Annotated in this window: 26 protein-coding genes and 1 tRNA gene; 5 read left to right on the plus strand and 22 right to left on the minus strand. The window is 41.2% G+C overall.

Going from position 1 to position 23447, the window contains the following annotated elements:
- Positions 1-4: 4 nt before the first annotated feature.
- The 7 genes from A2W93_08070 to A2W93_08100 form a co-directional block, all read right to left on the minus strand.
- Positions 5-2446, minus strand: coding sequence for a mannosyltransferase (locus A2W93_08070; GenBank protein OFY55570.1), 2442 nt, complete (start codon positions 2444-2446; stop codon positions 5-7).
- Positions 2433-3479 carry a pesticidal protein Cry7Aa gene (locus tag A2W93_08075; protein OFY55571.1) on the minus strand — a complete coding sequence of 349 codons (1047 nt, stop codon included), beginning with the start codon at positions 3477-3479 and terminating at the stop codon, positions 2433-2435. The genes A2W93_08070 and A2W93_08075 overlap by 14 nt, the downstream gene beginning before the upstream one ends.
- Positions 3476-4567 (minus strand): AI-2E family transporter, encoded by a 1092-nt coding sequence (locus A2W93_08080; GenBank protein ID OFY55572.1) that lies wholly within the window; start codon positions 4565-4567, stop codon positions 3476-3478. Before A2W93_08080 ends, A2W93_08075 begins: the two co-directional genes overlap by 4 nt.
- On the minus strand, positions 4564-4929 hold the full coding sequence (locus A2W93_08085; protein ID OFY55573.1) for a hypothetical protein: 366 nt from the start codon (positions 4927-4929) through the stop codon (positions 4564-4566). The genes A2W93_08080 and A2W93_08085 overlap by 4 nt, the downstream gene beginning before the upstream one ends.
- On the minus strand, positions 4929-5237 hold the full coding sequence (locus A2W93_08090; GenBank protein ID OFY55623.1) for a hypothetical protein: 309 nt from the start codon (positions 5235-5237) through the stop codon (positions 4929-4931). The genes A2W93_08085 and A2W93_08090 overlap by 1 nt, the downstream gene beginning before the upstream one ends.
- Positions 5238-5343: 106 nt before the next feature.
- Entirely contained in the window at positions 5344-5598 is a 255-nt protein-coding gene (locus tag A2W93_08095) for a hypothetical protein (protein ID OFY55574.1), read from the minus strand.
- Positions 5599-5927: 329 nt separating this feature from the next.
- Entirely contained in the window at positions 5928-6527 is a 600-nt protein-coding gene (locus A2W93_08100; protein ID OFY55575.1) for a hypothetical protein, read from the minus strand.
- 92 nt (positions 6528-6619) lie between these two features.
- On the opposite strand from A2W93_08100, the gene A2W93_08105 reads away from it, so the two are divergent.
- Positions 6620-6940, plus strand: a complete 321-nt coding sequence (locus A2W93_08105) for a hypothetical protein (GenBank protein OFY55576.1) — start codon at positions 6620-6622, stop codon at positions 6938-6940.
- A 47-nt stretch (positions 6941-6987) separates the two neighbouring features.
- On the opposite strand, the gene A2W93_08110 is transcribed toward A2W93_08105, so the two are convergent.
- From A2W93_08110 to A2W93_08150, 9 genes are all read right to left on the minus strand, one after another.
- Positions 6988-9045 carry a flagellar motor protein MotB gene (locus A2W93_08110; protein OFY55577.1) on the minus strand — a complete coding sequence of 686 codons (2058 nt, stop codon included), beginning with the start codon at positions 9043-9045 and terminating at the stop codon, positions 6988-6990.
- 11 nt (positions 9046-9056) lie between these two features.
- On the minus strand, positions 9057-10754 hold the full coding sequence (locus tag A2W93_08115; protein ID OFY55578.1) for a hypothetical protein: 1698 nt from the start codon (positions 10752-10754) through the stop codon (positions 9057-9059).
- 183 nt (positions 10755-10937) lie between these two features.
- Positions 10938-12563 carry a hypothetical protein gene (locus tag A2W93_08120; GenBank protein OFY55579.1) on the minus strand — a complete coding sequence of 542 codons (1626 nt, stop codon included), beginning with the start codon at positions 12561-12563 and terminating at the stop codon, positions 10938-10940.
- A gap of 63 nt (positions 12564-12626) precedes the next feature.
- Entirely contained in the window at positions 12627-13127 is a 501-nt protein-coding gene (locus tag A2W93_08125) for a hypothetical protein (GenBank protein OFY55580.1), read from the minus strand.
- A gap of 19 nt (positions 13128-13146) precedes the next feature.
- On the minus strand, positions 13147-13332 hold the full coding sequence (locus A2W93_08130; GenBank protein OFY55624.1) for a general stress protein CsbD: 186 nt from the start codon (positions 13330-13332) through the stop codon (positions 13147-13149).
- Positions 13333-13560: 228 nt separating this feature from the next.
- Positions 13561-13923, minus strand: a complete 363-nt coding sequence (locus A2W93_08135) for a hypothetical protein (protein ID OFY55581.1) — start codon at positions 13921-13923, stop codon at positions 13561-13563.
- A 36-nt stretch (positions 13924-13959) separates the two neighbouring features.
- Positions 13960-14454 (minus strand): hypothetical protein, encoded by a 495-nt coding sequence (locus A2W93_08140; GenBank protein ID OFY55582.1) that lies wholly within the window; start codon positions 14452-14454, stop codon positions 13960-13962.
- Positions 14455-14690: 236 nt separating this feature from the next.
- Entirely contained in the window at positions 14691-15035 is a 345-nt protein-coding gene (locus tag A2W93_08145) for a cupin (protein ID OFY55583.1), read from the minus strand.
- 60 nt (positions 15036-15095) lie between these two features.
- On the minus strand, positions 15096-15569 hold the full coding sequence (locus A2W93_08150; protein OFY55584.1) for a hypothetical protein: 474 nt from the start codon (positions 15567-15569) through the stop codon (positions 15096-15098).
- Between the two features lie 57 nt (positions 15570-15626).
- Between A2W93_08150 and A2W93_08155 the strand changes: the two genes are divergently transcribed.
- Complete coding sequence (locus A2W93_08155; protein OFY55585.1) at positions 15627-15860, plus strand: hypothetical protein; 234 nt, start codon at positions 15627-15629, stop codon at positions 15858-15860.
- 249 nt (positions 15861-16109) lie between these two features.
- Here A2W93_08155 and A2W93_08160 read toward each other — a convergent pair whose 3' ends face one another.
- The 5 genes from A2W93_08160 to A2W93_08180 all read right to left on the minus strand — a co-directional run bounded on the left by A2W93_08160 (position 16110) and on the right by A2W93_08180 (position 20953).
- Positions 16110-16628 carry an AraC family transcriptional regulator gene (locus A2W93_08160; protein ID OFY55586.1) on the minus strand — a complete coding sequence of 173 codons (519 nt, stop codon included), beginning with the start codon at positions 16626-16628 and terminating at the stop codon, positions 16110-16112.
- Between the two features lie 191 nt (positions 16629-16819).
- Complete coding sequence (locus A2W93_08165) at positions 16820-17320, minus strand: hypothetical protein (GenBank protein ID OFY55587.1); 501 nt, start codon at positions 17318-17320, stop codon at positions 16820-16822.
- Positions 17321-17574: 254 nt separating this feature from the next.
- Complete coding sequence (locus A2W93_08170) at positions 17575-18003, minus strand: histidine kinase (protein OFY55588.1); 429 nt, start codon at positions 18001-18003, stop codon at positions 17575-17577.
- The gene (locus A2W93_08175) at positions 18000-20378 is read right to left on the minus strand and encodes a hypothetical protein (protein ID OFY55589.1); all 2379 of its coding nucleotides are present in this window, start codon (positions 20376-20378) and stop codon (positions 18000-18002) included. Before A2W93_08175 ends, A2W93_08170 begins: the two co-directional genes overlap by 4 nt.
- Before the next feature lie 8 nt (positions 20379-20386).
- The gene (locus A2W93_08180) at positions 20387-20953 is read right to left on the minus strand and encodes an AraC family transcriptional regulator (protein ID OFY55590.1); all 567 of its coding nucleotides are present in this window, start codon (positions 20951-20953) and stop codon (positions 20387-20389) included.
- Between the two features lie 194 nt (positions 20954-21147).
- Here A2W93_08180 and A2W93_08185 point away from each other — a divergent pair, with 194 nt between their 5' ends.
- A complete protein-coding gene (locus A2W93_08185) occupies positions 21148-21567 on the plus strand; it encodes a hypothetical protein (protein ID OFY55591.1) in 420 nt (139 codons plus the stop codon).
- A gap of 211 nt (positions 21568-21778) precedes the next feature.
- Here the strand turns inward: A2W93_08185 and A2W93_08190 are convergent.
- Positions 21779-21855 (minus strand) — tRNA-Asn (locus A2W93_08190).
- Between the two features lie 91 nt (positions 21856-21946).
- On the opposite strand from A2W93_08190, the gene A2W93_08195 reads away from it, so the two are divergent.
- Both A2W93_08195 and A2W93_08200 read left to right on the plus strand, forming a co-directional pair.
- Positions 21947-22912 carry a sugar kinase gene (locus A2W93_08195; protein ID OFY55592.1) on the plus strand — a complete coding sequence of 322 codons (966 nt, stop codon included), beginning with the start codon at positions 21947-21949 and terminating at the stop codon, positions 22910-22912.
- Positions 22913-23019: 107 nt separating this feature from the next.
- Positions 23020-23436 carry a hypothetical protein gene (locus A2W93_08200; protein ID OFY55593.1) on the plus strand — a complete coding sequence of 139 codons (417 nt, stop codon included), beginning with the start codon at positions 23020-23022 and terminating at the stop codon, positions 23434-23436.
- The last annotated feature ends 11 nt before the right edge of the window (positions 23437-23447 follow it).

Raw genomic sequence — 23447 nt, forward strand, 5'->3', positions numbered from 1 at the left:
GAAATCAAGTAAGCAATATATTTTTCGGCAGCGATTGCTGAAATAGTTTTTCAGTCGATTCTGGCTGATAAACGCTTTCATTTTTAATTTGAGCTTGATACAACAGCAGCTCTTTATTCTTTCGGATTTTTTCAATTGTCAATCGCGCAAGCAGATAGCTTATCGTTGATTCGGCGCCTTGGTTCAGGTTGACCTGATTTTCTTCCAGTCCGTCGTAACACCCCCCTGTACAGGGATTGTACATAATTTGATTAAGATGGTTGTTGCCAAGAAACCATTGATTTGTTTTGTAAATCCGGGTTTTAAAATCCTCATCGTTATAAATATCGTCGAATGATTGCAAGGCAAGTATCGTATAGGCAACATCTATGGGTTGTTCGCCAGAAGATTGAGATTCCCCGCCCTTTTTCAGCCAACCTTTGTTGGAAATAACTTTCATCATGTCGCCCTCTGTCGTTTTGGAAATCAGAAAATCAAACGATTCTTTTGCGATGCGCTGATATTTAGGTTCCTTCACACTTTGCCAGGCCATAATCATGGCTTCGGGCAAAATACTGTTGGCATAGGTAAGATAACTTTCGAACCATGCCCACTCCTTGTCCGATTCAAATTCATACATGTCAGCTAGTCGTTCGGCAAGTATTTTAATGATTCGTTTCGCCGGGGTTGACCCATGCTTCAGATCGAAATAGTATAAGCCCTTTATATTAAAAGCCATGGCTCTTGTAGAAAACATTTCAATTGCATTCTGCATCGATATTCCGAAAATTTCTTCTGCTTTTTTGATCATTTCGAGAGGCAAAATGTCTTTGTTCGAAATCAGATATCCAAGCGCCCAGTTTGCTCTGCCATTGGCATCTTCGAGATTTTCGTTTTCGTTTTGAGTTGTAAACTGTTTATGCTTATCAACATAATTCAGAAAAGTTCCGTCGGGTTGCAGACAATATTGAATAAAATTCAGATAGGTATTCAGGAGAACAAGATCAGTCCGATCCCTGGTTAATTCATAGTGTTTGCAAATGACAATCATTGCGCGTGCATTATCGTCGAGTGTGTAGCCGGATGAAGTATCGGGCCTGTTGATTTTCGAAAACTGCAGCATGCCGAAAGCAGTTGTCATTTGTTTTATATGTCGAAGATTTACATCCGGGATGTTGTAATCCAGAACAAATTTATTCACCATTATTTTTTTAAACAGCTGAGCATGCGCAATGGCTGAATTTTCCCATGCAGTAGGGGCAATTTTATGCAGCATTTCCGTACTGATTCTTTCGCGATGCGAATCACTTTTAAATAATTTGATAACACTGGCTGCCAGCTGAGTTGGTTGCTGAAAACCAATTAGTAAATCGGGATATTCTGCCAGCATTTCGCGCGCCTGCGGAATAGGCGTTGAAATAACAGGACAGCCGCAACTCATGGCGTACGAAAATGTTCCACTCACTGACTGATTGGGATCTTTGGATGTAAACAGATAAATATCGGTCAATCGCAAATATTCGAGCAATACCGTCAGGGATAAATATTGATTGATGAACGTTACATGTTTTTCAAGGTGCAGTGATTCTACTTTTTGAAGTAGCATTTCCCTGTATTTTTCGCCTTCATGCTTAACTACACCAGGATGGGTTTTTCCGATAATAAGAAACATAACATCCGGATGAATTTCAACTATCGCTGGAAGCGCATCCAATGTGGTTTCTATGCTTTTGCCTGCACTTAGCAATCCAAAAGTTGAGAGCACTTTTCGACCTGTCAATCCATATTTCTTTTTCAACATTGTTTTGCTGCTGTTCGAAACCAAATGCGTTCCATGAGCAATCACTTCGATTTTCGATTTCTCAATGCCGTAGTCCTGCTCAAGCACTCCCCGCGAAGTTTCAGTCATCACAACGATGGCTTTGCTGGCGGCGGCCATTGCATTCACCATGTTTTTCAGGCGATCATCAGGAGCAGGCAATACAGTATGAAAAACGATAATGACCGGTGCATTTATCTGATCGATAAAACTCAAAAAATCATTGCCTTCATTCAGATTGTAAAAACCAAATTCATGCTGAATAACTACGATTTTAATATTTGTGTTTTTGTTGATTTTATAAGCAGTAACAGTAAATTCAACTGGTTTCGAAGTATCGAAAACGCCGCTTACTATTTCGGGATAATCAAACTTTTCATCGGTTGTTTCGAGTGCACAGACTTTCACCTTAAAAGACTTTCCGAATTTATTCTGAACAGCATCAATCAGATCCTGCGAATAGGTTGCAATGCCACATTCACGAGGCGGATATGATGTAATGAAAAGAATTTCAGGTGTCGCATTTTTCTTCAGGCTTTTATTGCCCCCCGAAATTTGTTCAGAATAAATGTTGCTGACAGGAATTGCTTTTGCCACTTCATTGAACGGCACTGAAAAGGCATTGCGTACTAGGTTACTTTTTTTCATTGCACTTATTATTAATCGATAATTCGTTGAGCAAAGCAGACAGACTTAATGAGGCGCATCCGATTTGTTCGTCTGCTGCACCATAATAAATATACAGCGTATCGTCAAACAATGCAGTACCAGTTGGAAACACCACGTTGTTTATTATTCCATTTAATTCCCAATCGTACTGCGGAGAAAACAAGGGATATGGAAGTCGTGAAAGTTCTTTAGAGGGATCCTCCAAATCGAGCAAAGCAGCACAGGCCGAATACACAAATCCCCGGCTCGTTTTTTCCACTCCGTGATAAATCAACAACCATCCTTTTTCTGTTTCGATAGGCGGACAGCCGCCTCCGATATATCGAGATTCGTGTTTGTGGCGAGGATCCATAACAATATGATCTGGCAATGTCCTGTAATACTGCGCCCACCACTCGTGGGTGAGCTCGCTTAAATCGTCCACGCACACCAATTGAATTCCGGGTCTGACACGATGAAGAAAACATAGTTTATTGTTGATTCTGCGCGGGAAAAAAATAACGTTTTTATCCCACAGCAGAATTTTTGTTTTGATATTGTCGGCCTGATAATAAAACAAATGGTTTCGGTAATACTTTTTATTCACGCGCGGCGCCGATTCAAGCAGAAACACAAATTCGACATATGAAACCGGTGCAACAATAATCCCTTTCTTTTCAAAATGTATAAGATCGGTTGAAGTGGCCAAAGCTCCCTGTGCATTCACTCCATCATACGCCGTGTAAGTCAGATAATACAGATCATCAATTTTTGATATCCGCGCATCTTCAACACCATGAGATTCATAGTCGGCTTCAGCCACAATAATGGGTTTATCGCTCCGTTCGCGAATAGTCGTCGGGCCATCAAGTTTGCAATAGCCAATCGTTGAAAAATTCCCATTTTGCACCGCCCGGTAAAACATGTGTATTGTGTTTCCATCCTGCATAATGGCAGGATTAAGAACGCCTTCGTTTTCAAATTCAAGGCCTGACTTTTTCAGCAGGATTCCTTCTTTTTTTACTTCTATCATTTGCTTGATTTTTTAATTTTTTTAAAGATTGGGGGCATGGTGTCCCCTAACAGAAATCCCCATGGTTTCAGCGATTCAATATGATCGCATATCAATTTTATAATCGCCAGTAAAGGAATCGACAGAAACATACCCGGGACACCCCAGATAATGTTTCCAACCAAAACGGCGATAATTGAAAACAGCGCATTGATTTTCACTTTTGATGCAACTATTCTCGGAACTATATAATTGTTGTCAATCAGCTGAATGACATAATAAATTACCATGACATAAACGGCATACCAGGGCGATGTTTTGGTTACCAGAGCAACCATCATTGGCAAAGCAACAGCAACTAATCCTCCGATATATGGAATGAGATTGAGCAATGCGCCAATTATTCCCAGCAGTAAAGCATATTCGATTCCGAGTAACAACAGTGCAATTATTTCGAGCGTTGCAACAATCAGTATTTCCAGGGCAAGACCAACAAGATATTGTTGTATGACCGTTTTTATCTGAGTGATAATTTCGTTCACTTTGCTTTTGTTGTCACTGCCGAAAAGCCTGCGAATAAATTCAATCAGGATGGGCTGATAAAAAAGCAGCATAAATACATACACAGGAATCAGAAGAATCACCACGATGCTGTTTCCGATACCCACCATCGTTTGGCTGAATGCTGAACCGCTCAACCCCAAAAGGTCGGTTTTGAATTCTGCCAGCCATGTACGAATACTTTGTTGGTTGATATCAAGATATCCTGCCAGCCAAACTATGAAATCTTCCGATGCTAAGGTCAGTTTTTCTATCAGCAATGGCCATGACTCACTCAAGCGCGCAACCTGCGATGCAATCAATATTCCAAGGAATGCGATGATCAGAAATGAAAGAAGCAAAGTGATAATAATGGAAATCACTCTGTTCAATTTTCTTCTGACAAAAAACTGCACCACCGGGTGCAGAACAATGGCAATAATTACTGCAAAAATGAACGGAACAATGATGCCTCTTGCAACGTAGAGCAATGCCAGCAACGCCACAAGACCGATAATAAAAATACCGGTCCTGTAGGTGAAACTAATTTTCGACTTCGTTGTTGTCACATTTTGCTTTCTTTCTTTTTTATCAGGTTTGAAATAATATTGCCGATTCCCTTGGTTGCAGCAATTTGTAAAACAAGCCCCACGACTTTTCGCAGTGTGCCCGCCTGAGGACCGGCAACGACTTTTTTGACCAAAGAACCTGCAATCACTCCTGTGACAGCACCCGCAAGATTACCCAATATGCCAACCGGCGACAAAACACTTTTTAATTTGTCTTTAATGAAATCGCCCGACATAACTGCGTCTGTTGCAATAACCAGTTCCTCGTTAAACAGAGCCTTTGCCTGCAGCAATGTTTCCTGCTGAAGTTTTATTGCCTCCTTCAGTTCTGTAGCCGGCGATGTTATAAGAGTTTCTTTCATCACATTAGTTGTTTAATAAAAAAATTACGAATAACTTTTTTAATCAGTTTATTGAATGCAAGCTGATAAATAATGGCAGCAAAGCTGTAGAAACCTGCAAGAACAATGAAACCTAAGTACATGCTTTCCACAACAGTTCCAATATACAGTGCTGCTCCAATGTTCAGCAGCAGGAAAACAAAACAGCATAAAGCAAGGAAAACAATACTTGCGGCAGAGGAGGATGCTATTTCCGTTGCGGTATCGATGCCTTTCAGACGGGCAAGCTCCAGACGGGCCTTACCGAGATCCGTAAGTTTATCGAAAATCGCACTTATGTTAAGCGTCGTTCCATCTTTTTTTTCACAATTAATGTCTTTTTCATTTTCTTTCATATTGTCCTCCTTGCATGCTGCAACTTAAATAAACAGTAAGCTATGCTTTCTTATGTGCTTTCTCTACAACATTTTCTTTTTCGGTTTCCTCTTCATCCTCAACAACGCTGAGCTTTTTCGAAATGCCTTCGAACATTGCAGTCAGCTTTTCCTGAATGGCATCGACCAAATCGTTGCCTTTGTCTGCAATCTGCCCGCGGGTTTTTTCACCTTTTTGCGGAGCAACTAAAATACCGATGAGTGCGCCAACGGCTATACCAGCCACAACGCCTAAAATAACTTTTCCAGTTTCCATGATTTTTGATTTTTTGTGTGTTTGTTTTTTTAATTCTTGAATTTTCGAAATTTTTAAAGTCTGTCAGACCCTCTGATAAGCCGCAATAAAACTGCGATAGCAGCAATTACCAGAAGAATGTGAATAATGCCTCCGGTGTTATAGCCAAGATATCCAACAGCCCAGGCAATGATCAGAATTACGGCGATTATATACAGTAGATTTCCCATTTGATAAATATTTTTTTGTGAGTTTTGTTACCGGATTTTTCTTTATCGTTGTTTAAACTTTGAGCCGAAAACCTTGCGACGCAGTATCAAACTGCATCGCAAAGAGTGTGGCTAAAGGTGTTAGAAGCGGTATCCAATAGTTGCCTGATACCAAACATTTTTGTAACGTGGGGTTGTTGATGTTCCGTCACCGTTGTTGTTGAACAAATCCCAGCCAACTCTGGCTCCCAATACAATATGACTGATAGTGATATCTACACCGCCTGTGACGCAGAATGTATTTTTGCGGATATTATCGTTTTCGAATTCTTCTTCCTGCTCAATGGTCATGGTGCTTGTGTGAAAAACATCTTTCCTGCTCAGAAGATAAGAATACTGTGGTCCGGCAACGATTGAAAAGAATTCGCTCGGTCTGAATGCTACCATAAGTGGAATATCCAAATAGTTTGTTGTGCGTGTGAAGCTGTATTCACTGCCCAATACGCTTCCTGTTGCTTTGAAACCCTTCTGTGAAAAAAGTATTTCGGGCTGGATGCCTAAATATTCGCTCACGGGAATACAAACGAAGAGACCACTTGCTAAACCAAATTTTGCATCAGCGTCGAACTCCTCACCCTCACTGTCATAAACATTGGAATAATTGAGCCCTATTTTTGCGCCAAATGTAAGACTGCTTCGCTTATCAATGCTCGATTCCTGCGCCTGGCCAAAACCAAACATGAATACGAATACTGAACTTAAAAGAATTAATTTTTTCATTGTTGTTGAATTTCATTTGTGAATGTGTTTTCACAATACAAAGGTGCGTCGATATGGGTAAAAAAGCATTACACAACTATGCACTTTTGTTACATCATTCACACAATTGCTCCACTATTGTGACTGTCTCAAAAGTGACTTCTGAAGCAAAAACAACAACTTCATCAAGCGAACCAACCTTCAATAGTCCGGAATGCAATGAAGGACATGAAAGAGTCGTTTGTGCCGGAATCGTTGTTTTTGAGGCCATTTCGACGATTCCATATCCGCCAGCTGGCGGACGATGGAATATCGAAACGATTTATAATTTTGAGACCGCCCCATCATTCAAAAAAAAAGCTGCCCGATATATTCAGACAGCTTTTTATAAATAATTAAGTGGAATTTCTTAAAACTACTATTATGCTATTTATCCGTGGGGTTATGGGATTAAATCTATGATTACAGTACGGTTGTAGAAGCGCTCTTCAGGATACTTGTTGTCGAAAGGTGCAGTGTTAGTGTCTTCACCCATTCCAAGTACAACAAATTTTACATCGCGGCGGTTGCTTGCAGCAAGTGCTTTTTGCATAATGCCTTTAACATCGTTTGCGCGCTCAAGCGAAAGCTTCTGATTGTAAGTCTCGTCACCAATCATATCGGTATGACCATGAATAGCCACTGTTCCATTTTGTGGAATCTTGGGTACAATCACTTCTGTAATGTATTTTTCGTACATGGTAATGGCTTTCGATTCGTCAAAACCATACAGCACGCTGAATCGCATTACTTCAGCATTGACAGGCGGAGCCCAGAGTACCATATGAACGGTCGTGTCTTTCTGAACAACAAATCCGTCTTTGGTTTTTCCGATCATTTTCACATTATAGGTTCCTTCTTTGTTGGCACCCATGATGGTTTTTCCCGGAATGGTAACATATTCGACTGTATAAGGACCGTATTTCTGAACATTGCCCTTGCTATCAGTAATTTCGGCAGACCATGATTCATAGGCCTCTTTTGAGCCATTGGCATAGAGCGAAACGTAACTGTCGATAGGAGCTTCTTCAACAACATTCACAACAACTGGTTTGAGGGGAGCATCGGGTCCGCTCTGGAATTCCAGAAGCAAAACCGGGGAACTGCTTTCGATAGAGACCCTGCGGTCGCCCTGAAGAATGAGTTCTGCATCTTGTGTTTGTCCGGCATGTTCAGAAGGGAGTTTAGGCTTGTCGCGGCCTTCGGTTGCAATTCGTGCAGGAGCAATCGAAAATACGTCTACAAGGTACGATTTCACCGATTCGGCCATTTTTTGACCATCGGCAGGACCCTTTTCAGATGAACCAACCAATTTTATTGTTGTTGAAGGGTTCTTCAACATACGATCGCCAAGAATATTGAGGATGTTGTAATAAACAATCATCTGACGTTCCGAACGACCTGAATAGTTTTCGGGAGTATTCAGTTCTACCTGATCTTCTCTGAAATCTTTAACCTCGTCTTTTTTCAGTTTCACATAACGGTTAGGAATTTCAGTTGATCCGATATCGAAGAAAACATAATTACGAATCGGGAAAACCTCTTTCACTCTGCGTTTTTCAGGAATGTTTTCGGGAGCATATACAGAGAAAGTAACATCCGATGTCACAACTTCCACATCGACTGGAGTGGTTACAATAGGATCATCAGACACTTTTTCTATTTTGTCCTTGATAGCATGACCTCTTCCGATTTTGATGGCAGCACCGGCTCTGATTGTAGTCACATTCCATGTCTCGATGGAACGGGGATCCTGTCCGAAATAAGGATGAAACGACACGAATGGTGAAATCACCAGCTGCGTACGACTCATGTCTGATGTAAGCGGAATATCCCATCCTGCACCGATTTGCGCCGACACAAGGCTTGTGTTCATATTGCTGAAATCACCTTCCACATCGGGTCTTTGTTCCTGAGTAGGATAAGCCGGGTTGATACCCAAACTATAGGTAAACGATTTGTTTTGATTAAAAGCAAAGCGTGGTCCGCCAAAAAGATAAAAACCTGATTTGAACGGTGCGAACTTTAAACTGGGTTCAACAGTGATGTAGGTAATTTTTGCATTTAAGTCAGCCGGGCAATTGCACGGGGTGCTTACCTGTTCGAATGTACCTTTACGACTGTCCCAGCCAGCTTGAATCATGAATCCGAAGAGTGTTCCCGGACGATAAATTTCAATCATGGGTGCTGCAAACAGGCCCAGGCCCATACCTTCGTGAAAGGTTGTCGGGACGGTCAGATCTGCATTCAGTTCCTGTGTTGATCCGTTGTAGAAATTAAGGTTTGCGCCACCAGCTACACCAAACCACCATAAAGGCTTTGTATATTGTGTTTCCTGTGCCTGAACCTGTGTCTGAATTCCAGCTATCATCAAAAAGATGACGGCGACTTTCAGAAAGTTCAGTATACTCGGGCGTCGCAAAAAAGTCGATTCCCGTTTTGAATGATTTATTGTTTTCATGGTAGTTTCAGTTATGGTTTGTTAATAATATTGGTGCTTGTCATCACTACTGCGCCATTGCGGGCCAGCATTCTGCCTTCAGCTGTGGCACCCGAATTCATGGTGATCGAAGTAAGTGCCAGCACATTTCCCTTAAAGGATGTAAAGTCACCAATGGTAGCTGAACTTCCAACCTGCCAGTAAACATTTTTAGCCTGGGCTCCGCCCGTCAGAATAACATTTCCGCCGGCTCCGCCAACTGTAGTAAAATCAGATGCAACCTGGAATATCCATCCGGCATTAGCATCGCCCTGCGCATCCAGTGTCAGATCGCCCGATTGAATCAAAAGCGTTGATGTTGATTTATAAATTCCAGGGGCCAGGGTCATTCCACCTATGTCGCCCGAAACTGTAGCCGGTGCAGGTGACGAAGCGCCTTCGGCAAACAAATAAGCATCAGTAAGGTCTTGCTTTGCCTGAATCAGCATAGCTGCAACTCCAACAGGAGTGAGGTCGTCAGAAGCATAGATAGCTCCGTTAACAACAATTGCGGGCGGGAATCCGGTAATCGAAGAACGAACACCAGGACTGATGCCGACATTCATGTCGTTAATAACACTGAAACCAGCATTGTTGCTTACACCTACACCTGCAATGATACCAAAATCAGCAACGGTATTCAGATCAGGAAGAACCGGGCCTGTTGTTGCAATTGTATTGAAAGTCCATACATAATCACTTACCAGCGTTGTTCCGGCAAGATTCTCTGCAGCATTGGTGATTGTAGCGGTATATGTTGTACCAGACAACAATAAATCGGTTGGAGTAAAAGTAGCTGTAACACCGGCATAGCTAATGATTCCGGGAATATTGACAACGCCATTGCTGACCGTAAATGAAGTGGCATCAATTGTTGCTCCGTTCATTGTTTCGCTGAAATCAGCGGTAATAATTTGATTTAATGGAACATCAATATCGAGGTTTGCAGGATCAGTCGATATTACGGTCGGAGCAACAAGTGTTCCTGTCGTAAAAGTCCAGACATAATCTGCAGGGATTGGATCGCCAGCAGGATTTTCGGCACCGGTTGTAATGGTAGCCGTATATTCGGTGTTGGGGGTCAAATCTGCATTAGGATTATAAAAGGCAGTAGTGCCACTGTAAGTGACAACGCCTGGGATATTGGTTACACCATCCATTAAAGTAAATGTAGTTGTGTTGATTGTTGCGGCATTCATTGGCATATTGAAATTTGCCTCAACCGTTTTATTCAACACCACGCCGGTTTCAAGATCTGCAGGATCTGTAGTAGTTACCATCGGTGCCAGTGTGGTGCCGGTGCTGAATGACCATACATAATCTGTCTGAAGATAGTTGCCATTTAAATCGCGCGCATCGGTTGTCACGGTTCCGGTATAAGTCGTGTTTGCAGTCAGAGGACTTCCGGGTGTGAATGTCGCCGTTGAATCATTATAGGAGTATGTTCCTGTCAGTACAGCTGTACTCCTGATAAAGAATGAAGCCGAAGTAATGGACGACGGGTCCATCTCTTCGTTGAATTTTACTGTGATCACCTGTGCCAGTGGTACACTCGTGGCCCCATTGGCAGGAATTGTGGATACCACAATCGGGCAAACGCCTGTGATTTCAACGAAGTCATCTTTTTTACACCCCGCGAATAACACAATCGCACCCAAGAATATGGCTGCCATTAGAATTTTTGTTTTCATATATTACATTTTATTGGTGAATAAGTTTTCACTCTACAAAGGTGGCCACATATGGCAAAATACTTGTTATACTTTCATTACAAAAAATTACATAATTCACACATTACCTGTATTTTAATACCTATCAAAAAGCCAATTACACTGGTTGTGCAACTGGCTTTAATAAGAAATAAAAATTATTGATTATTGCAGAATCAGTTTCCCGTTCTGAATAACCTGATTGTCAGAAATAACGCTGTAAAAATAAACGCCATTCTGCATTTCGCTCAATGAAACCATTGTTGATTGCTCAAGAATTGAAATACGCTTGATTTCAGTTCCTAGTATATTGAAAATTCTCACTTCAGCATTGTTGATCAAAACTTGATTGTTGATTGTGATGTAAGTTTTGCTGCTGAAAGGATTCGGATAAATACTGACAGGAGATGTGCCATTTGCAACATCAATATCTTCGGTGCCAACAGTTGCACAATCGCCAGGAATCGGGGAAGCAACCGCGGTAATGGCCGCTGTGGTTACCGCACCTCCGGTAGTAAGCGCTCTGCCATTTACAGTGGCCAGAGAGTTGATGCTTATTGCGCTCGTATTGCCAATTATAGTCCCGTTAAATATTGAATATTCGTTCAGATCAAAACTACCGTTAACCATCCAGTAAACATTTTTCGCCTGTGTCCCGTTTATAAGAAGAACTTTTGCATAGGTGCTTGTTGTAACGGCTCCGTAAATTTTAATAACAAAAACGGCATCGGCATTTCCCTGAGCATTCAGATAAAGCGAGTCGGTAAATGTAACAGCGCCATTCATTACATAAGTATGAGGAGTCAACACCAGGTTGCGGCCAAATTGTGCGGGATAAAGCAATTCAATGTCTTCGGGATATGTATTGACGTTGTTGTAAGCAACAAGAAGACTGGCTGCGGCTTCTGCGGTTGAAATATCAGGTATCGGATGAATGACACCATCAACATTTAATGCATCAAAACCGCTTGTTAAGCCAACATTGGTTCCAACATCGCCTGTGATAAACGAAACTCCGGTATTTGTAACCGGTCCGTTTGATGAAAAAACGGCATAACAGGCAGCAACACCAAGTTCGGGTGCAACAGGTCCTGTAAGAACAGGGCTGCCACAACCAATGGGCGTGTATGCAAGCACTCCGTCAACGGTGATGGCTCCGATAATGGCAATGGCTCTGCCTTCGAGGGTATCGCCAGAATTCATTTCAATGGCGGCATTGTTGGCAATGATGGTTCCACGCATGGTAGAACCGGCAGCCATGCTTACAAGTCCTTCGACTTTCCAGAAAACATTGCAAGCCTGCGCACCATTGATCAAAATCACTTTTGATCCGGCACCGGTTGAAAGCGGGCCGTTAATTTGAAAAATAAAAATTGCGTTGGCATTGTTTTGAGCGTCAAGAATCAAATTAAGATTCAAAGTAGCGGCGGCAGATATGGAATACACACCAGGTGTTAAAGTAGCTCCATTTCCCAATAAAGGAGATGGGAACAAAGTTGGCGTTGCACTGTTGAGTTCTGAATATAGAGCCTGAACATCGGTTGAACACTGTGCTGTCACGAGATCCTGACTGTGCATTTGACCGTTCACATTTCCGAACGCTGTATTCGAACCAATGTTGGTTCCTACATTTCCGGTGATCTGCGAAATACCGCTGTTGCTAACTGCTCCATCGGTTGAGAATAAAACAAAGTCTGCTGCTGTGCCCAAAACAGGTGCCTGGGCAAAATTTGTAAATGGCAAAAACATCATTATGATAGTTGCCAAAACCGTTGATAAAAGTGTTTTCATTTTTGTTTGATTTTTTAATAAAAACCCTCAAAGGGTTTGAAACCCTTCGAGCGTTTTTAAAATTTATTTGTCGCTGTCAACCGTAAGATCTTCGATCGCCTGGCCCAGATTCTCCATGTCTTTCGAGAACTCTCGTTTGAATGAAGCCCAATCACTGGTGCTGGCATCGTACGTTTCCATTCTTTTTCTAAGCTCGGTATTTTTCATTTCGAGGCTGATGATGCGTTCCTTTAAAACAACATTTTCCATTTGTCCTGATTTAGTCATTCTGATTTTCAATTCAGCAATTTTTTCGTTGTTGCTGGCTATCTTAGCTTTCGATTCGGCTTTATACTTTTGCCATTCTATTGCTTCTTCCTGCCGTTCGACTTTAGCGTCGTACTTTTTGTCAGCCAGATCTTGTTTGGCATCTGCAACATTTTGCTGTGCGTTAGCTACCTTTTCTTCCTTTGTCTCGCATCCGGTAAGGAAGCTCAATGAAACAAATGCTACTGCTACAAGTATGATTATTGATTTTTTCATTTCTAATTTGTTTTTAGTGATCCTGATTTCTTTTATATTCACAATTTAATACAATCTGATCTCAGAGACCCTCAATAATTTTTTTCAATTCTTCGCTAGACTTTCCCAGCTTAATCTGCAGACGTCCAAGCATCTCATCTTTTTTGCCTTTTTCAAACAAAAGGTCATTGTCTGTTAATGTGGCAAATTTCATTTTTAATTTTCCTTTAATTTCATTCCAGTTGCCTTTTAATTCTGTAGTGTTCATGATTGTTGTTTTTAGTGTAGTCATTTTCGATTTACAAAGGTGCTTCTATTAGTGCAAAATAGCATTACACTTATTCTGAAAATTGTTACATCATTCACACATACACCGGATTTATGCACATGACTTAACAAACCAGAATCTTCTGTGCGTGTTGCAATAACGAACGCAAACACTCACCTGCCCGAGCATTGTTTTTCAGACAAAAAACGGTGCAGGTAATTGCTGTCATTACAAGCCGAAGTGAGTACGCACAAATGCCATCATCTGGTTTTCGGTCATCCTTTCGGATTGCTTCACTTCAACATTGGTCTTTGCGATGCGATTGTTTTTGTTTAATTGATTGAATAATTCTGTTTTGGCATTCGTTGGTCCGAACAAAAGAACCTCGTCAAATTTTTGAATAATATCAGTGAGGCGTTTAAAATAATCAGACAGCTGATCCTGTTCTTTGTTTTGAGTATTGCTCTCGTCCAGTCCCTGGGTTTCCTTTATTTCGTGATGCTTGTTGTCTGCTTTAATGGTCAATGTTTCGGCGTTGCTGTCCGAAATATCAAACAGATAGGCGATGGTGTGATCCAGCCATATGCCCATTTTTGTACTTGCTTTCATAGTAATTATTTTTGATGATTATTTTTTCGTTTTTATTTCTTTCACAGGAATTACAAGTACCGGAATCCTTGATTCGTGCACAACCTGCGATGTTACGCTTCCCAGCACAACATTTTCAAACCAGTTGTGACTATGAGAGCCCATTATGATAATGCCTGCGTGAACATCTTTGGCCGTTGCAAGAATTTGTGTAGAAAAGTCTCCTTCGCACAAAATCGTTTCAGTTTTTTTATCACCATAATGTCCTTTAAAATGATTTAAAAAATGTTGCGATTTCTTTCGTAAATCCTCCTCCTTGTCCAATGTCAGCTGTACAATGCTATCATAACCTATAAAACCTGTTAAGGGGGAATACTCAGGTGTAGAATAGTAAGCCGGATCAGAAATAACATGCAGCAAAACCACGTCGGCTCCCATGCTTTTGGCAAACCCAAATGCAGCTTCAGCAATAATTTTTGCACTAGGATCATAATCAAGCGCTATCAATGCTTTGATTTGTTTTTTTATTGACATACGAGCCTCCAATATTTGTGTTTGTTATCGTCAATTATTTCATCGAACTCAACCGAAAGGGTATCTATTTTCCGGTAAGCGAATTATTAAAGATTATTCGGATCAGAATAATTACACCGGCCAGAATCAGCAATGCATGAACGAGCGATCCTGTCTGAAAATTGAAATAGATGATGCTCCAAATCACTATGAGCAATGCAGCAATAATATAAAGGGAATTTTTCATGGGATGTAGTTTATTCGTAGGAACTTTTAATCACTGTTTGAATCATTTTAAAGCGTCCGTTCGGTTGTATCAAATTTGATTCGTGCGCGGGAATGACAATGGAGTCACCGGTTTTCATCGAATTCGAAACTCCGTTGATCACAATCACAGCCTTACCTTCGATGATTTGTACAAATGTGTCGAATGGGGATATTTTTTCGGTCAGGCCTTCACCGCTGTCAAAAGACATCACGCTGATGTTGCCGGTCGATTTTTTAAGAATGGTTTTGATTACCACCGAATTTGGAATATACTCGATGATTTCAACGGTTATATGCGCTTTCGATTTTTCAATTTCACTGTTATCTATATTCATAATGTTTTGGATTAAAATAGCACACAAACCAACTTTCGCAGGTCTGTGTGCCTATTGTTTCTAGTTTTCGATCATGTGAAATTCATGCTTTACCGAACCGTCCATATAGTAATACCAGAATTGTTTTTCTTCAAGTTTCAAAATGAACAATGTGCGCGTTTGCTGATTGTCGATTCCTGTGATGAGTATTTCTTCATCTTCGTTCTGAAAGGCCCATGTTCCGGTGCCTTCAGCCGCACTCCAGTTGTATGAGTATCCGCCATCTTTTGTAAAAGTTTCGGTATATCCGGTCACAATCGAAGTGTAATCGGTGCCGTCGATTTTATAGTTGTCGATGGCCCAGGTGTTGGCAACGCGCTCTGCGCGCGAAATAAGACTGATCATCGGATTGTCTGGATATTTTTCACAGCTTGTAAGGCCGGTCAGAATAAGCGTTGCAATGATAATCAATGTGATGTTTGTTTTGTTTTTCATTTTTTTCCAATTCTTTTTTTTCTCGTTTAGTGTTTTTCTACTTGTGCAGATTGTCTGCACAAGATAATACCTCACGACAAAGGTCACCTGATTAGTCAATAAAACCGTTACACAACAATGTCATATTGTTACATCATTCACACTTTTGCTGCAGCAAAATATTGCTACGACATTCCACCGTTCCGGCCACACTTAACCATCGAAGAGTTCGGAACTCTTCGAGGGTTTTCTAAACAGGCCGGAACATGGAACCGTCGTAACGACAGCAAAAACAACGGTTCCATGTCGTTCAGCTCCTTCGTCGCTTTTGGACGGTGGAATGTTGTTTTTGCGCTGCCGATTGATATTTGAGAAAGTCTTTTTCTGAAACAGTGTTACTTCGCCGGGAAAACAACGCCAGCCGATTTCTTATCCTGGCGCTTGGTTTCTTTATCTGCACGCTTTTCTTTCAGGTTTTTTGCAGGCGCTTTTTTACCTGATTTTTCCTTGTTTGTTTTTTCTTTTGACATGATAAGTATTCTTACGTGTATAAATCAACAACAAAGTTGATGATGTTTATGCAGATTGGCATTACACAAATGCCATAAATACTTACAAAATTCACATATTTTCGATGGTGGCGCGACGAATTGTTTTTAGTTTTTTAAATTGCGAAGGAGTCAGTCCGGTAACTTTTTTAAACTGACCAGATAAGTGTGCAACGCTACTATAATGGAGTCTGTAAGATATTTCGGTCAGCGTAAGCTGATCATATACCAGAAATTCTTTCGCGCGTTCAATCCTGTGAAAAATAAAAAAATGCTCAATGGTTGTACCCTTCACTTCCATAAAAAGATTGGCTAAATAAGTGTAATCGTAATTCAGCTTTTCAGTAAGCAAGTCGGACAGATTCACTTTAATCTGATCTTCGGTGTAATGCACCAGTTCAATAATCACATTTTTAATTTTCTCAACCAGAATGGCTTTCCTGTCTTCGAGCAGCCCGAGACCTGATTTATTGAGCCGTTTATTCAACTCTGTTCTTTGCTCTTCTGTCAATTCATCAATTACTTCAGCTTCGCCGACTTTCACCCAATTATAGCCTATTCCCATCTTTTCAAATGCATACTTCACTACCATTTCGCAGCGAATACAAACCATATTTTTTATAAATATCCTCAAATCATTTTCATGTTTATGTCAAAGATCAGCTTTTGTAAAGATACGAAAATATTTCTTCTAAAAAAACTAAATAACTGATTATTAAAACATCCCTCGAAGAGTATGAACACTTCAAGGGATGTTTTAACAAAGTCGAAGCGTAAATATGCTTACAACTTAAAAGTGAGTCCGAATTTTCCGCCTGAAAAAGCGTTGCCGCCACCAAATTCAAGATTGATTCCAAAACGTTCGGTGAAAAAATATCTTCCGCCAATCTGTCCTCCAATACCTAAGCCGGATGTATGGTCACCATAATAATCGTTGGGCGACGACCAAACATAAAAGCCCAGATTCAGACCTGCATAAAAATCCCACCTCGGCGGAATGTTCAGAATGCTGTTGAAATGATAATTGCCATTGACTGAAAAGCCAATAATGCTGTGATCATAATAAAAATCGTGATACTTCTCGCGGTATGCACGATAAGACACTTCACCACCTAAAGTAATGTTTTTTGAAACACCGAAGTCAAGCCCTGCATAAACAGGAATACCCCAACCAGAGAGGCCTACGCCGAAATTAAGTTGGGTAGATCTTGACGGTTCCGTGGTTTGAGCTGACATTGAAAGTGATGCAATGGCAAACACTGCTGCTAAAAATAAATTTTTCATTTTGTTGAATTTAAGTTTCAGAGACAAAGATACCTCCACATGGCAGGCAAGGCATTACACAATTCGCAACAAATGTTACATGAATCACACATGGAGTGACATGAATCATCAAATCTAACACTTGCAGTGTGGTTTCTATTACAAAGTGAAATTTACAATGGTCCGACTCTGGCATCAACCACCTGAAACCATACAGAAATACTGTGTCTTTAGACTACTTAATAACTTACTTTGGTATTATTTGAACATAGCGATTACATCCGGTCCATATACCAGTTGAGTTCTTTTTCACGTTTCCTGTTTTCGAAAATAGTGCTGATGATTTTTTGCAGGCGAAAAAAAGCTGTTTCACTTTTCACAACATAATCAAAAGCTTTGTGATGCATACACTCAATAGCTACATCAATTTTATCCTGTGCCGATAGCATGATTACCGGAATATTAGAATCAAATGCGAGAATTTTATCCAGTGTTTCAAGGCCATTCATGGCGTTTTTACTAATTCCATCAAGCTGATAATCCAAAATAATCACATCGGGCTTATTGGATAACGACTTAAGACAAAGTTCCCCAGTTGCAAAGGTCTCTATATCGAAGTCCCCACTCTCGAGAAACTGAATTTCCAGTAGTTTCAAAAAAACAGCTTCATCATCAACCAGAAATATTTTTATTTTGGTTTTCATTTCTTTTTTTTATTAGCTTTTTCTAATTTCAGTAGTTCCATGGACAATTCTACGCAAGCTTTCATGCAAATCATGTCGAGTTGCGACACCAATTTGCTTATCTCTTCACCGTGATTGTTTGTATCGGTCAATTCATGAATTTTTCGGGCCATTATTTCATACTCGTGACTTATTCCCACAATCGAAAAAGTAGGAATCATTTTATGCACCGCCGCACGCACCATTGACCAGTCATTATTTTCGACGCCGTCCTTCATTGTCTGAATATACGCCGGCGTTTGATCGATATATAGCGAAATCATTTCCATCATCAAAGCGGCATTGGACCTTGTTGTGCGCGTCAGATAATCCAGGTTTATGCACGGGCCGGCCGGCTTTTGTATATCATCTTTGCTCTTGTCGCTATGATTCAGCAATGGTTTTCGGACCAGCAGAATAATTTTATTGAAAAGGAGTCTTTCGTCAACGGGTTTTGAAATGTAATCATCCATTCCAACCGCTTTGCATTTTGCCAGATCCACCGTAGTTACATCGGCCGTTAATGCCACTATCGGAACATCGCAATGCATGATATTTCGGATGTAATCTGTGGCTTCGAAACCATTCATCACAGGCATCTGCAAATCCATCAGCACAATATCATACGATTGCTCCTGCAGTTTTTCAATGGCAATTTTTCCGTTGGATGCAATATCGCAATCAAAGCCAAACTCTTCAAGAATGGTTTTCATCAGCAACTGATTCAGCGCAATGTCTTCTACCACCAGTACTTTTACTTTTTTGATGGAACTGTCGAAATCAATGGTGACATTTTCCGGATCCACCAGCTCTCTTGTTTTCGTGAATGGCAAAATGAAGCTAAATGTGGAGCCTTTGCCCAGCTTGCTTTTCACATGTATTGATCCGCCCTGCGATTCGACCAGCTTTTTCGCAATAGCCAGCCCAAGACCAGTTCCGCCAAAGATGCGTGATGTTTCGCTGGTTGCCTGCTGGAAATTTTCGAAAATGGTTTTCATCTTTGTCTGTGCAATTCCGATTCCGGTATCGTTAACTGCAAACTCAATCACAACATTGTCTTCGGTTTCGCTGAGCAGCTTTACACTTACGGTAATAACCCCTTCGGATGTGAATTTGACGGCATTGCTCACCAGATTGAGAATGATCTGATGCAGGCGAACCGGGTCACCAATCAAAACGGAAGGAATACGTCTGTCATATTCTTTGATCAATACTAAATTTTTCTCGCGGATTTTGGGTTCGAACAGGTGAAGCATGGCCGCAACCGAAAGATCCAGTTTAAACTTTGTTTGCTCAAACGAAATTTTTCCTGCATCGACTTTGGCCAGATCCAGAATGTCGTTGATAAGAACAATGAGCGCTTCACCACTTGTTTTGATTGCCGACAGATATTCCTGCTGTTTCTCGCTCAGATTGGTTTTCAGAAGCACTTTGGTGAATCCGATAATGGCATTCATTGGCGTGCGAATTTCGTGGCTCATGTTCGACAGAAACTGTTGCTTTGCTTTCAACGCATCGTTGGCCACATCCATCGCCGTTTCCGCTTTTTGCTGCGCCACTTCGGCAACTCCCGTTGCCAGCTCGGCTATTCCGGTTGCATGCTCGGCCAGCAATTTGGCCTCGTTTAGTTGAGACTCAATTTTCTGTTGCTCCGTGACATCCCTGGCAACAATTACTACCCCCAGCACAAGGCCTTTGTCGTCTTTGAACACCGAACCATTGCATATCACCTTTTTTTCTGTACCATCTTCAAGCGTGAGTGGAATGTCGGCAATATAGCCGGTTTCAAAAATCTGCCGGTATGCTTTACGTGCCTTTGCAGGGTCGGTGAAATATTGAGAAAAAGAAGTTCCTTTAATTTTTTCTCTTGTCCTATCGGTTGCTGAGAGTGTTGCATTGTTTACATCCGTAATTTTCCCCATTAAATCGATGGCAAAAAGCGGGTCACGAATAGCCTCTATAATGCTCCTTGTGTAATGCGATGCCAGCTTCCGGGCTATGTCGTCACGAATCATAATAACCGCGCCCAACACTTTTCCCGATTTGTCGCGATACACGGTGCCGTTGAATAACACATCGGTCAGCTTGCCATTGGTGTCCCGAAGGGTAAGTGGGAAAACAGTGAGCGATCCTTTCGAAAACACTTTTCGGTACGCTTCGCGCGCTTTTGCCGGATCGGTGAAACAGTCAAAGAAATTGATACTGTCAATATTGTCCCTGCTCAACCCGGTCATGTTAACCAGGGCTTCGTTCATATCTAAGACTTTCCCATCCTTGCTGACGGTTATCAGCGGGACAAGACTGGCTTCTATCAATGTGCGCGCATCCATTTGCCTTGTTGTATTATTTGACCTCATTTGATTTTTTAGCTCCCAACTTCTTCAATCGGTTGTCTTCGTTTATTCTTCATTTTCTTAAAATGCGAGGGCGTGAGTCCGGTCACTTTTTTAAACTGGTTCGACAAATGAGCCACGCTGCTGTAATTTAACTTGTACGATATTTCAGTAAGATTCAATTCATCATAAATCAGCAGTTCCTTGGCTCGCTCCACCTTATGCAGAATAATGAATTGCTGAATGGTGATCCCTTTCACTTCAGAATAAATATTCGAAAGATACGTGTAATCATAATTCATCTTTTCGCTTATATAATCTGAATAATTCACTTTTGGCAACTCTTCTGAATAATGAATCATCTCAATAATTATATTGTTTATTTTTTCAATCAGAATAGCCTTTTTGTCATCCATCAACTCAAGTCCGGATTTCTTTAATTCAGCTTTTAGCTCCTCTCTTTTTTCTTCCGACAGTTCTTCCATTATTTCAATCTCACCCAGATCTACAATTATAAAATGCAGACCGAGCTTCTTCAACGCTGCTTTCACAACCATCTTGCAGCGTATGCTGACCATGTATTTAACAAACAGTTTCAAATAAATTGAGATTTAACCTACAACATACAAAGTACTACCATTAATATGGATGTCTTGTTACACTAATCCGTGAAAAGGTTACATAAATCACACTTTTACAAATCAATCAATTAAAAACGTCCAGGATTTGATACCATAATAAATTAAATATTAACTTTGTTTCGCAAACTAAACACGAACAAAAATCAAGTATAATGAAAAATGTTTTTATTTTTATATTGATGTTGTTATCCGCATCCACAATGTCCTATTCGCAACAGGCAAGTCTTACAATCATTAATAAATCGGAGCGCGAAATGACCACCAAAGTGATGCAAGGGACCGAGAAAAAATCAACTTTGCACAAAACAGTTACCATCGCTCCGAAAGGAAAAGAGCTAATTTATTTCAGCGAAACCGGTCGCTATTTCACAAAGACCATGGCGGTGCTGCTTTCCAAAGACACACTGACACTCAACGACACACTGTACAGCAAGGGAACTCCGTTTGAAGTAATTGCCGACAGCAAGCGTGGCTACAGCAATATCACCATGAAGTTCATCGTAAAAGAATCGAAGAAGCCAATCCTTGACGGAAGTTTCCCGATCACGCGAAAAGAATACGATGAGAATTGAATTTTTCCCGATTTTGTTTTTCCCATTCAAATATATGAAATCGGAATTACATTATTGAAAATTACCCAATCGCCATTTTCAGGCAAAGCAATCGGTTTCGGTCTGAGAATGTTTGGCAAATCCGACACAGGGAATGCCAGGAGCTATTTGTGCGAATAAAAAAATGAGAGTGGTCGCTCGCTGTTCACTCGCTCTCACTCTCACTCTGTTTTTGCTCCCCCCGCTGGACTTGAACCAGCGACCCTCTGATTAACAGTCAGATGCTCTAACCAACTGAGCTAGGGAGGAATGTTTTCCCAATAATTTGGGAGTGCAAAAATAATAAATTATTTTATCAGTGGCGATTTTTTTCCGAAATTTGCAAAAATATTTTTAGACGATGAAAATTATTGGTATTGGAAACGCCCTCACCGACCTGATGACTCAGATCGAAAATGATGAAGTTCTGAGCAATCTCAATCTCCCGAAAGGAAGCATGCAACTGGTCGATTCGGCTATGTCGCAGCGGGCATCCGATGCCACACGCCATTTCAAACGCTCCCTGGCCAGCGGCGGATCGGCTGCCAACACCATTCACGGACTGGCCCGTTTGGGCCTTGAAACCGGATTTATTGGCAAGGTTGGTAAAGATGACCTGGGCGCGTTCTTCGAAAAAGACATGATCAGCAGCGGCATCAGGACTCACCTGATCCATTCCGGCACACCCAGCGGGCTGGCGCTGGCTCTTGTTTCGCCTGATGGAGAACGCACATTCGCCACTTATCTTGGCGCCGCCTGCGAACTCGAAGACGCCGATATCGACGTCGAAGTGCTGAAAGAATACGACATTTTGCACATTGAAGGCTATCTGCTTCAAAATTATAAGCTTATCTCCCACTCCCTAAAAACCGCCAAAGAACTCGGGCTGCGGGTTTCGCTTGATCTGGCCAGCTATAATGTGGTTGAGCAGCACCGCGATTTTCTGAATGAAATGATCGACCTCTATGCCGACATCATTTTTGCCAACGAAGAAGAAAGCAAGGCGCTGACCGGGCTCGAGCCCGAAGAATCGGCAGCGTTTCTGAGCAAGCGGGTTGATATTGCAGCCGTCAAAACCGGCCCGGGTGGCTCTTTTGTTGCCATGAATGGTGAATTAATCAAAGTGCCGACACAAAAAATCACTCCTGTTGACACTACCGGTGCCGGTGATTTGTATGCCGCCGGATTTCTGTATGCTTTGTCGAAAGGGAAAAACGCCTATGAGTGCGGCAGAACCGGCTCTATGATTGCCTCAGAGGTCATCACGCACATCGGCGCGAAAATTCCTGCCGAAAAATGGGAAACCATCGTGCAACTATCAAAGTAGCCTTTTTGTCTATTGTTTTAAAAAAAATGTGTCCTTATTTTTAAAAAAAAGGGCTTGTTAAACTTTTTTTTCGCACATTTGTCTAACGATAGTCAAAAATAATACTGATGAATAAAATCATTTTCCCCATTTTGTGCTTGTTTCTGGTAATTCCGACGCATGCACAGACTTCAGTTCAGGCCGATGTCAGATTAATTGATTCCTTTGGCGAAGCCAGAGTGCAGACAATGACAAATCAGACTCCCGATTCAATCCTGTATTACAACTTCTTCCTGAATTATTCCTTCGAAATCTGGAAAGCTGAAGATGTAATGAAGTACATAAAACCCGCAAATGCCGGTTCAGTCGTTTTATTGGAGGACAATCTTGCAGCCCTCAGCAGTCGTGAAGATTTCAACATCCTTCACACAGGTCTTAAATGGAGTAAGGATCAGACTCAATGGTTCAAAATTGAAAATGCAAATTACTATATTAAGTTGCATTCGCTCAGTTATATTGAGAGAAAATTTAAAGCCGATAAATAGGAGATGATATC

It is taken from the genome of Bacteroidetes bacterium GWF2_43_63, assembly GCA_001769275.1.
Taxonomy (GTDB): domain Bacteria; phylum Bacteroidota; class Bacteroidia; order Bacteroidales; family DTU049; genus GWF2-43-63.

Bases quoted from the DNA above. Each gene is read 5' to 3' on its own strand.
- A2W93_08170 (OFY55588.1), bottom strand. From the start codon at position 18,003: ATGAAAACCAAAATAAAAATATTTCTGGTTGATGATGAAGCTGTTTTT.
- A2W93_08110 (OFY55577.1), bottom strand. From the start codon at position 9,045: ATGAAAACAATAAATCATTCAAAACGGGAATCGACTTTTTTGCGACGC.
- A2W93_08115 (OFY55578.1), bottom strand. From the start codon at position 10,754: ATGAAAACAAAAATTCTAATGGCAGCCATATTCTTGGGTGCGATTGTG.
- A2W93_08145 (OFY55583.1), bottom strand. From the start codon at position 15,035: ATGAATATAGATAACAGTGAAATTGAAAAATCGAAAGCGCATATAACC.
- A2W93_08140 (OFY55582.1), bottom strand. From the start codon at position 14,454: ATGTCAATAAAAAAACAAATCAAAGCATTGATAGCGCTTGATTATGAT.
- A2W93_08105 (OFY55576.1), top strand. From the start codon at position 6,620: ATGGGTAAAAAAGCATTACACAACTATGCACTTTTGTTACATCATTCA.
- A2W93_08130 (OFY55624.1), bottom strand. From the start codon at position 13,332: ATGAACACTACAGAATTAAAAGGCAACTGGAATGAAATTAAAGGAAAA.
- A2W93_08095 (OFY55574.1), bottom strand. From the start codon at position 5,598: ATGGAAACTGGAAAAGTTATTTTAGGCGTTGTGGCTGGTATAGCCGTT.
- A2W93_08160 (OFY55586.1), bottom strand. From the start codon at position 16,628: ATGGTAGTGAAGTATGCATTTGAAAAGATGGGAATAGGCTATAATTGG.
- A2W93_08100 (OFY55575.1), bottom strand. From the start codon at position 6,527: ATGTTTGGTTTTGGCCAGGCGCAGGAATCGAGCATTGATAAGCGAAGC.
- A2W93_08120 (OFY55579.1), bottom strand. From the start codon at position 12,563: ATGAAAACACTTTTATCAACGGTTTTGGCAACTATCATAATGATGTTT.
- A2W93_08165 (OFY55587.1), bottom strand. From the start codon at position 17,320: ATGAAAAATTTATTTTTAGCAGCAGTGTTTGCCATTGCATCACTTTCA.
- A2W93_08135 (OFY55581.1), bottom strand. From the start codon at position 13,923: ATGGGCATATGGCTGGATCACACCATCGCCTATCTGTTTGATATTTCG.
- A2W93_08155 (OFY55585.1), top strand. From the start codon at position 15,627: ATGTCATATTGTTACATCATTCACACTTTTGCTGCAGCAAAATATTGC.
- A2W93_08070 (OFY55570.1), bottom strand. From the start codon at position 2,446: ATGAAAAAAAGTAACCTAGTACGCAATGCCTTTTCAGTGCCGTTCAAT.
- A2W93_08175 (OFY55589.1), bottom strand. From the start codon at position 20,378: ATGAGGTCAAATAATACAACAAGGCAAATGGATGCGCGCACATTGATA.
- A2W93_08085 (OFY55573.1), bottom strand. From the start codon at position 4,929: ATGAAAGAAACTCTTATAACATCGCCGGCTACAGAACTGAAGGAGGCA.
- A2W93_08200 (OFY55593.1), top strand. From the start codon at position 23,020: ATGAATAAAATCATTTTCCCCATTTTGTGCTTGTTTCTGGTAATTCCG.
- A2W93_08185 (OFY55591.1), top strand. From the start codon at position 21,148: ATGAAAAATGTTTTTATTTTTATATTGATGTTGTTATCCGCATCCACA.
- A2W93_08195 (OFY55592.1), top strand. From the start codon at position 21,947: ATGAAAATTATTGGTATTGGAAACGCCCTCACCGACCTGATGACTCAG.
- A2W93_08075 (OFY55571.1), bottom strand. From the start codon at position 3,479: ATGATAGAAGTAAAAAAAGAAGGAATCCTGCTGAAAAAGTCAGGCCTT.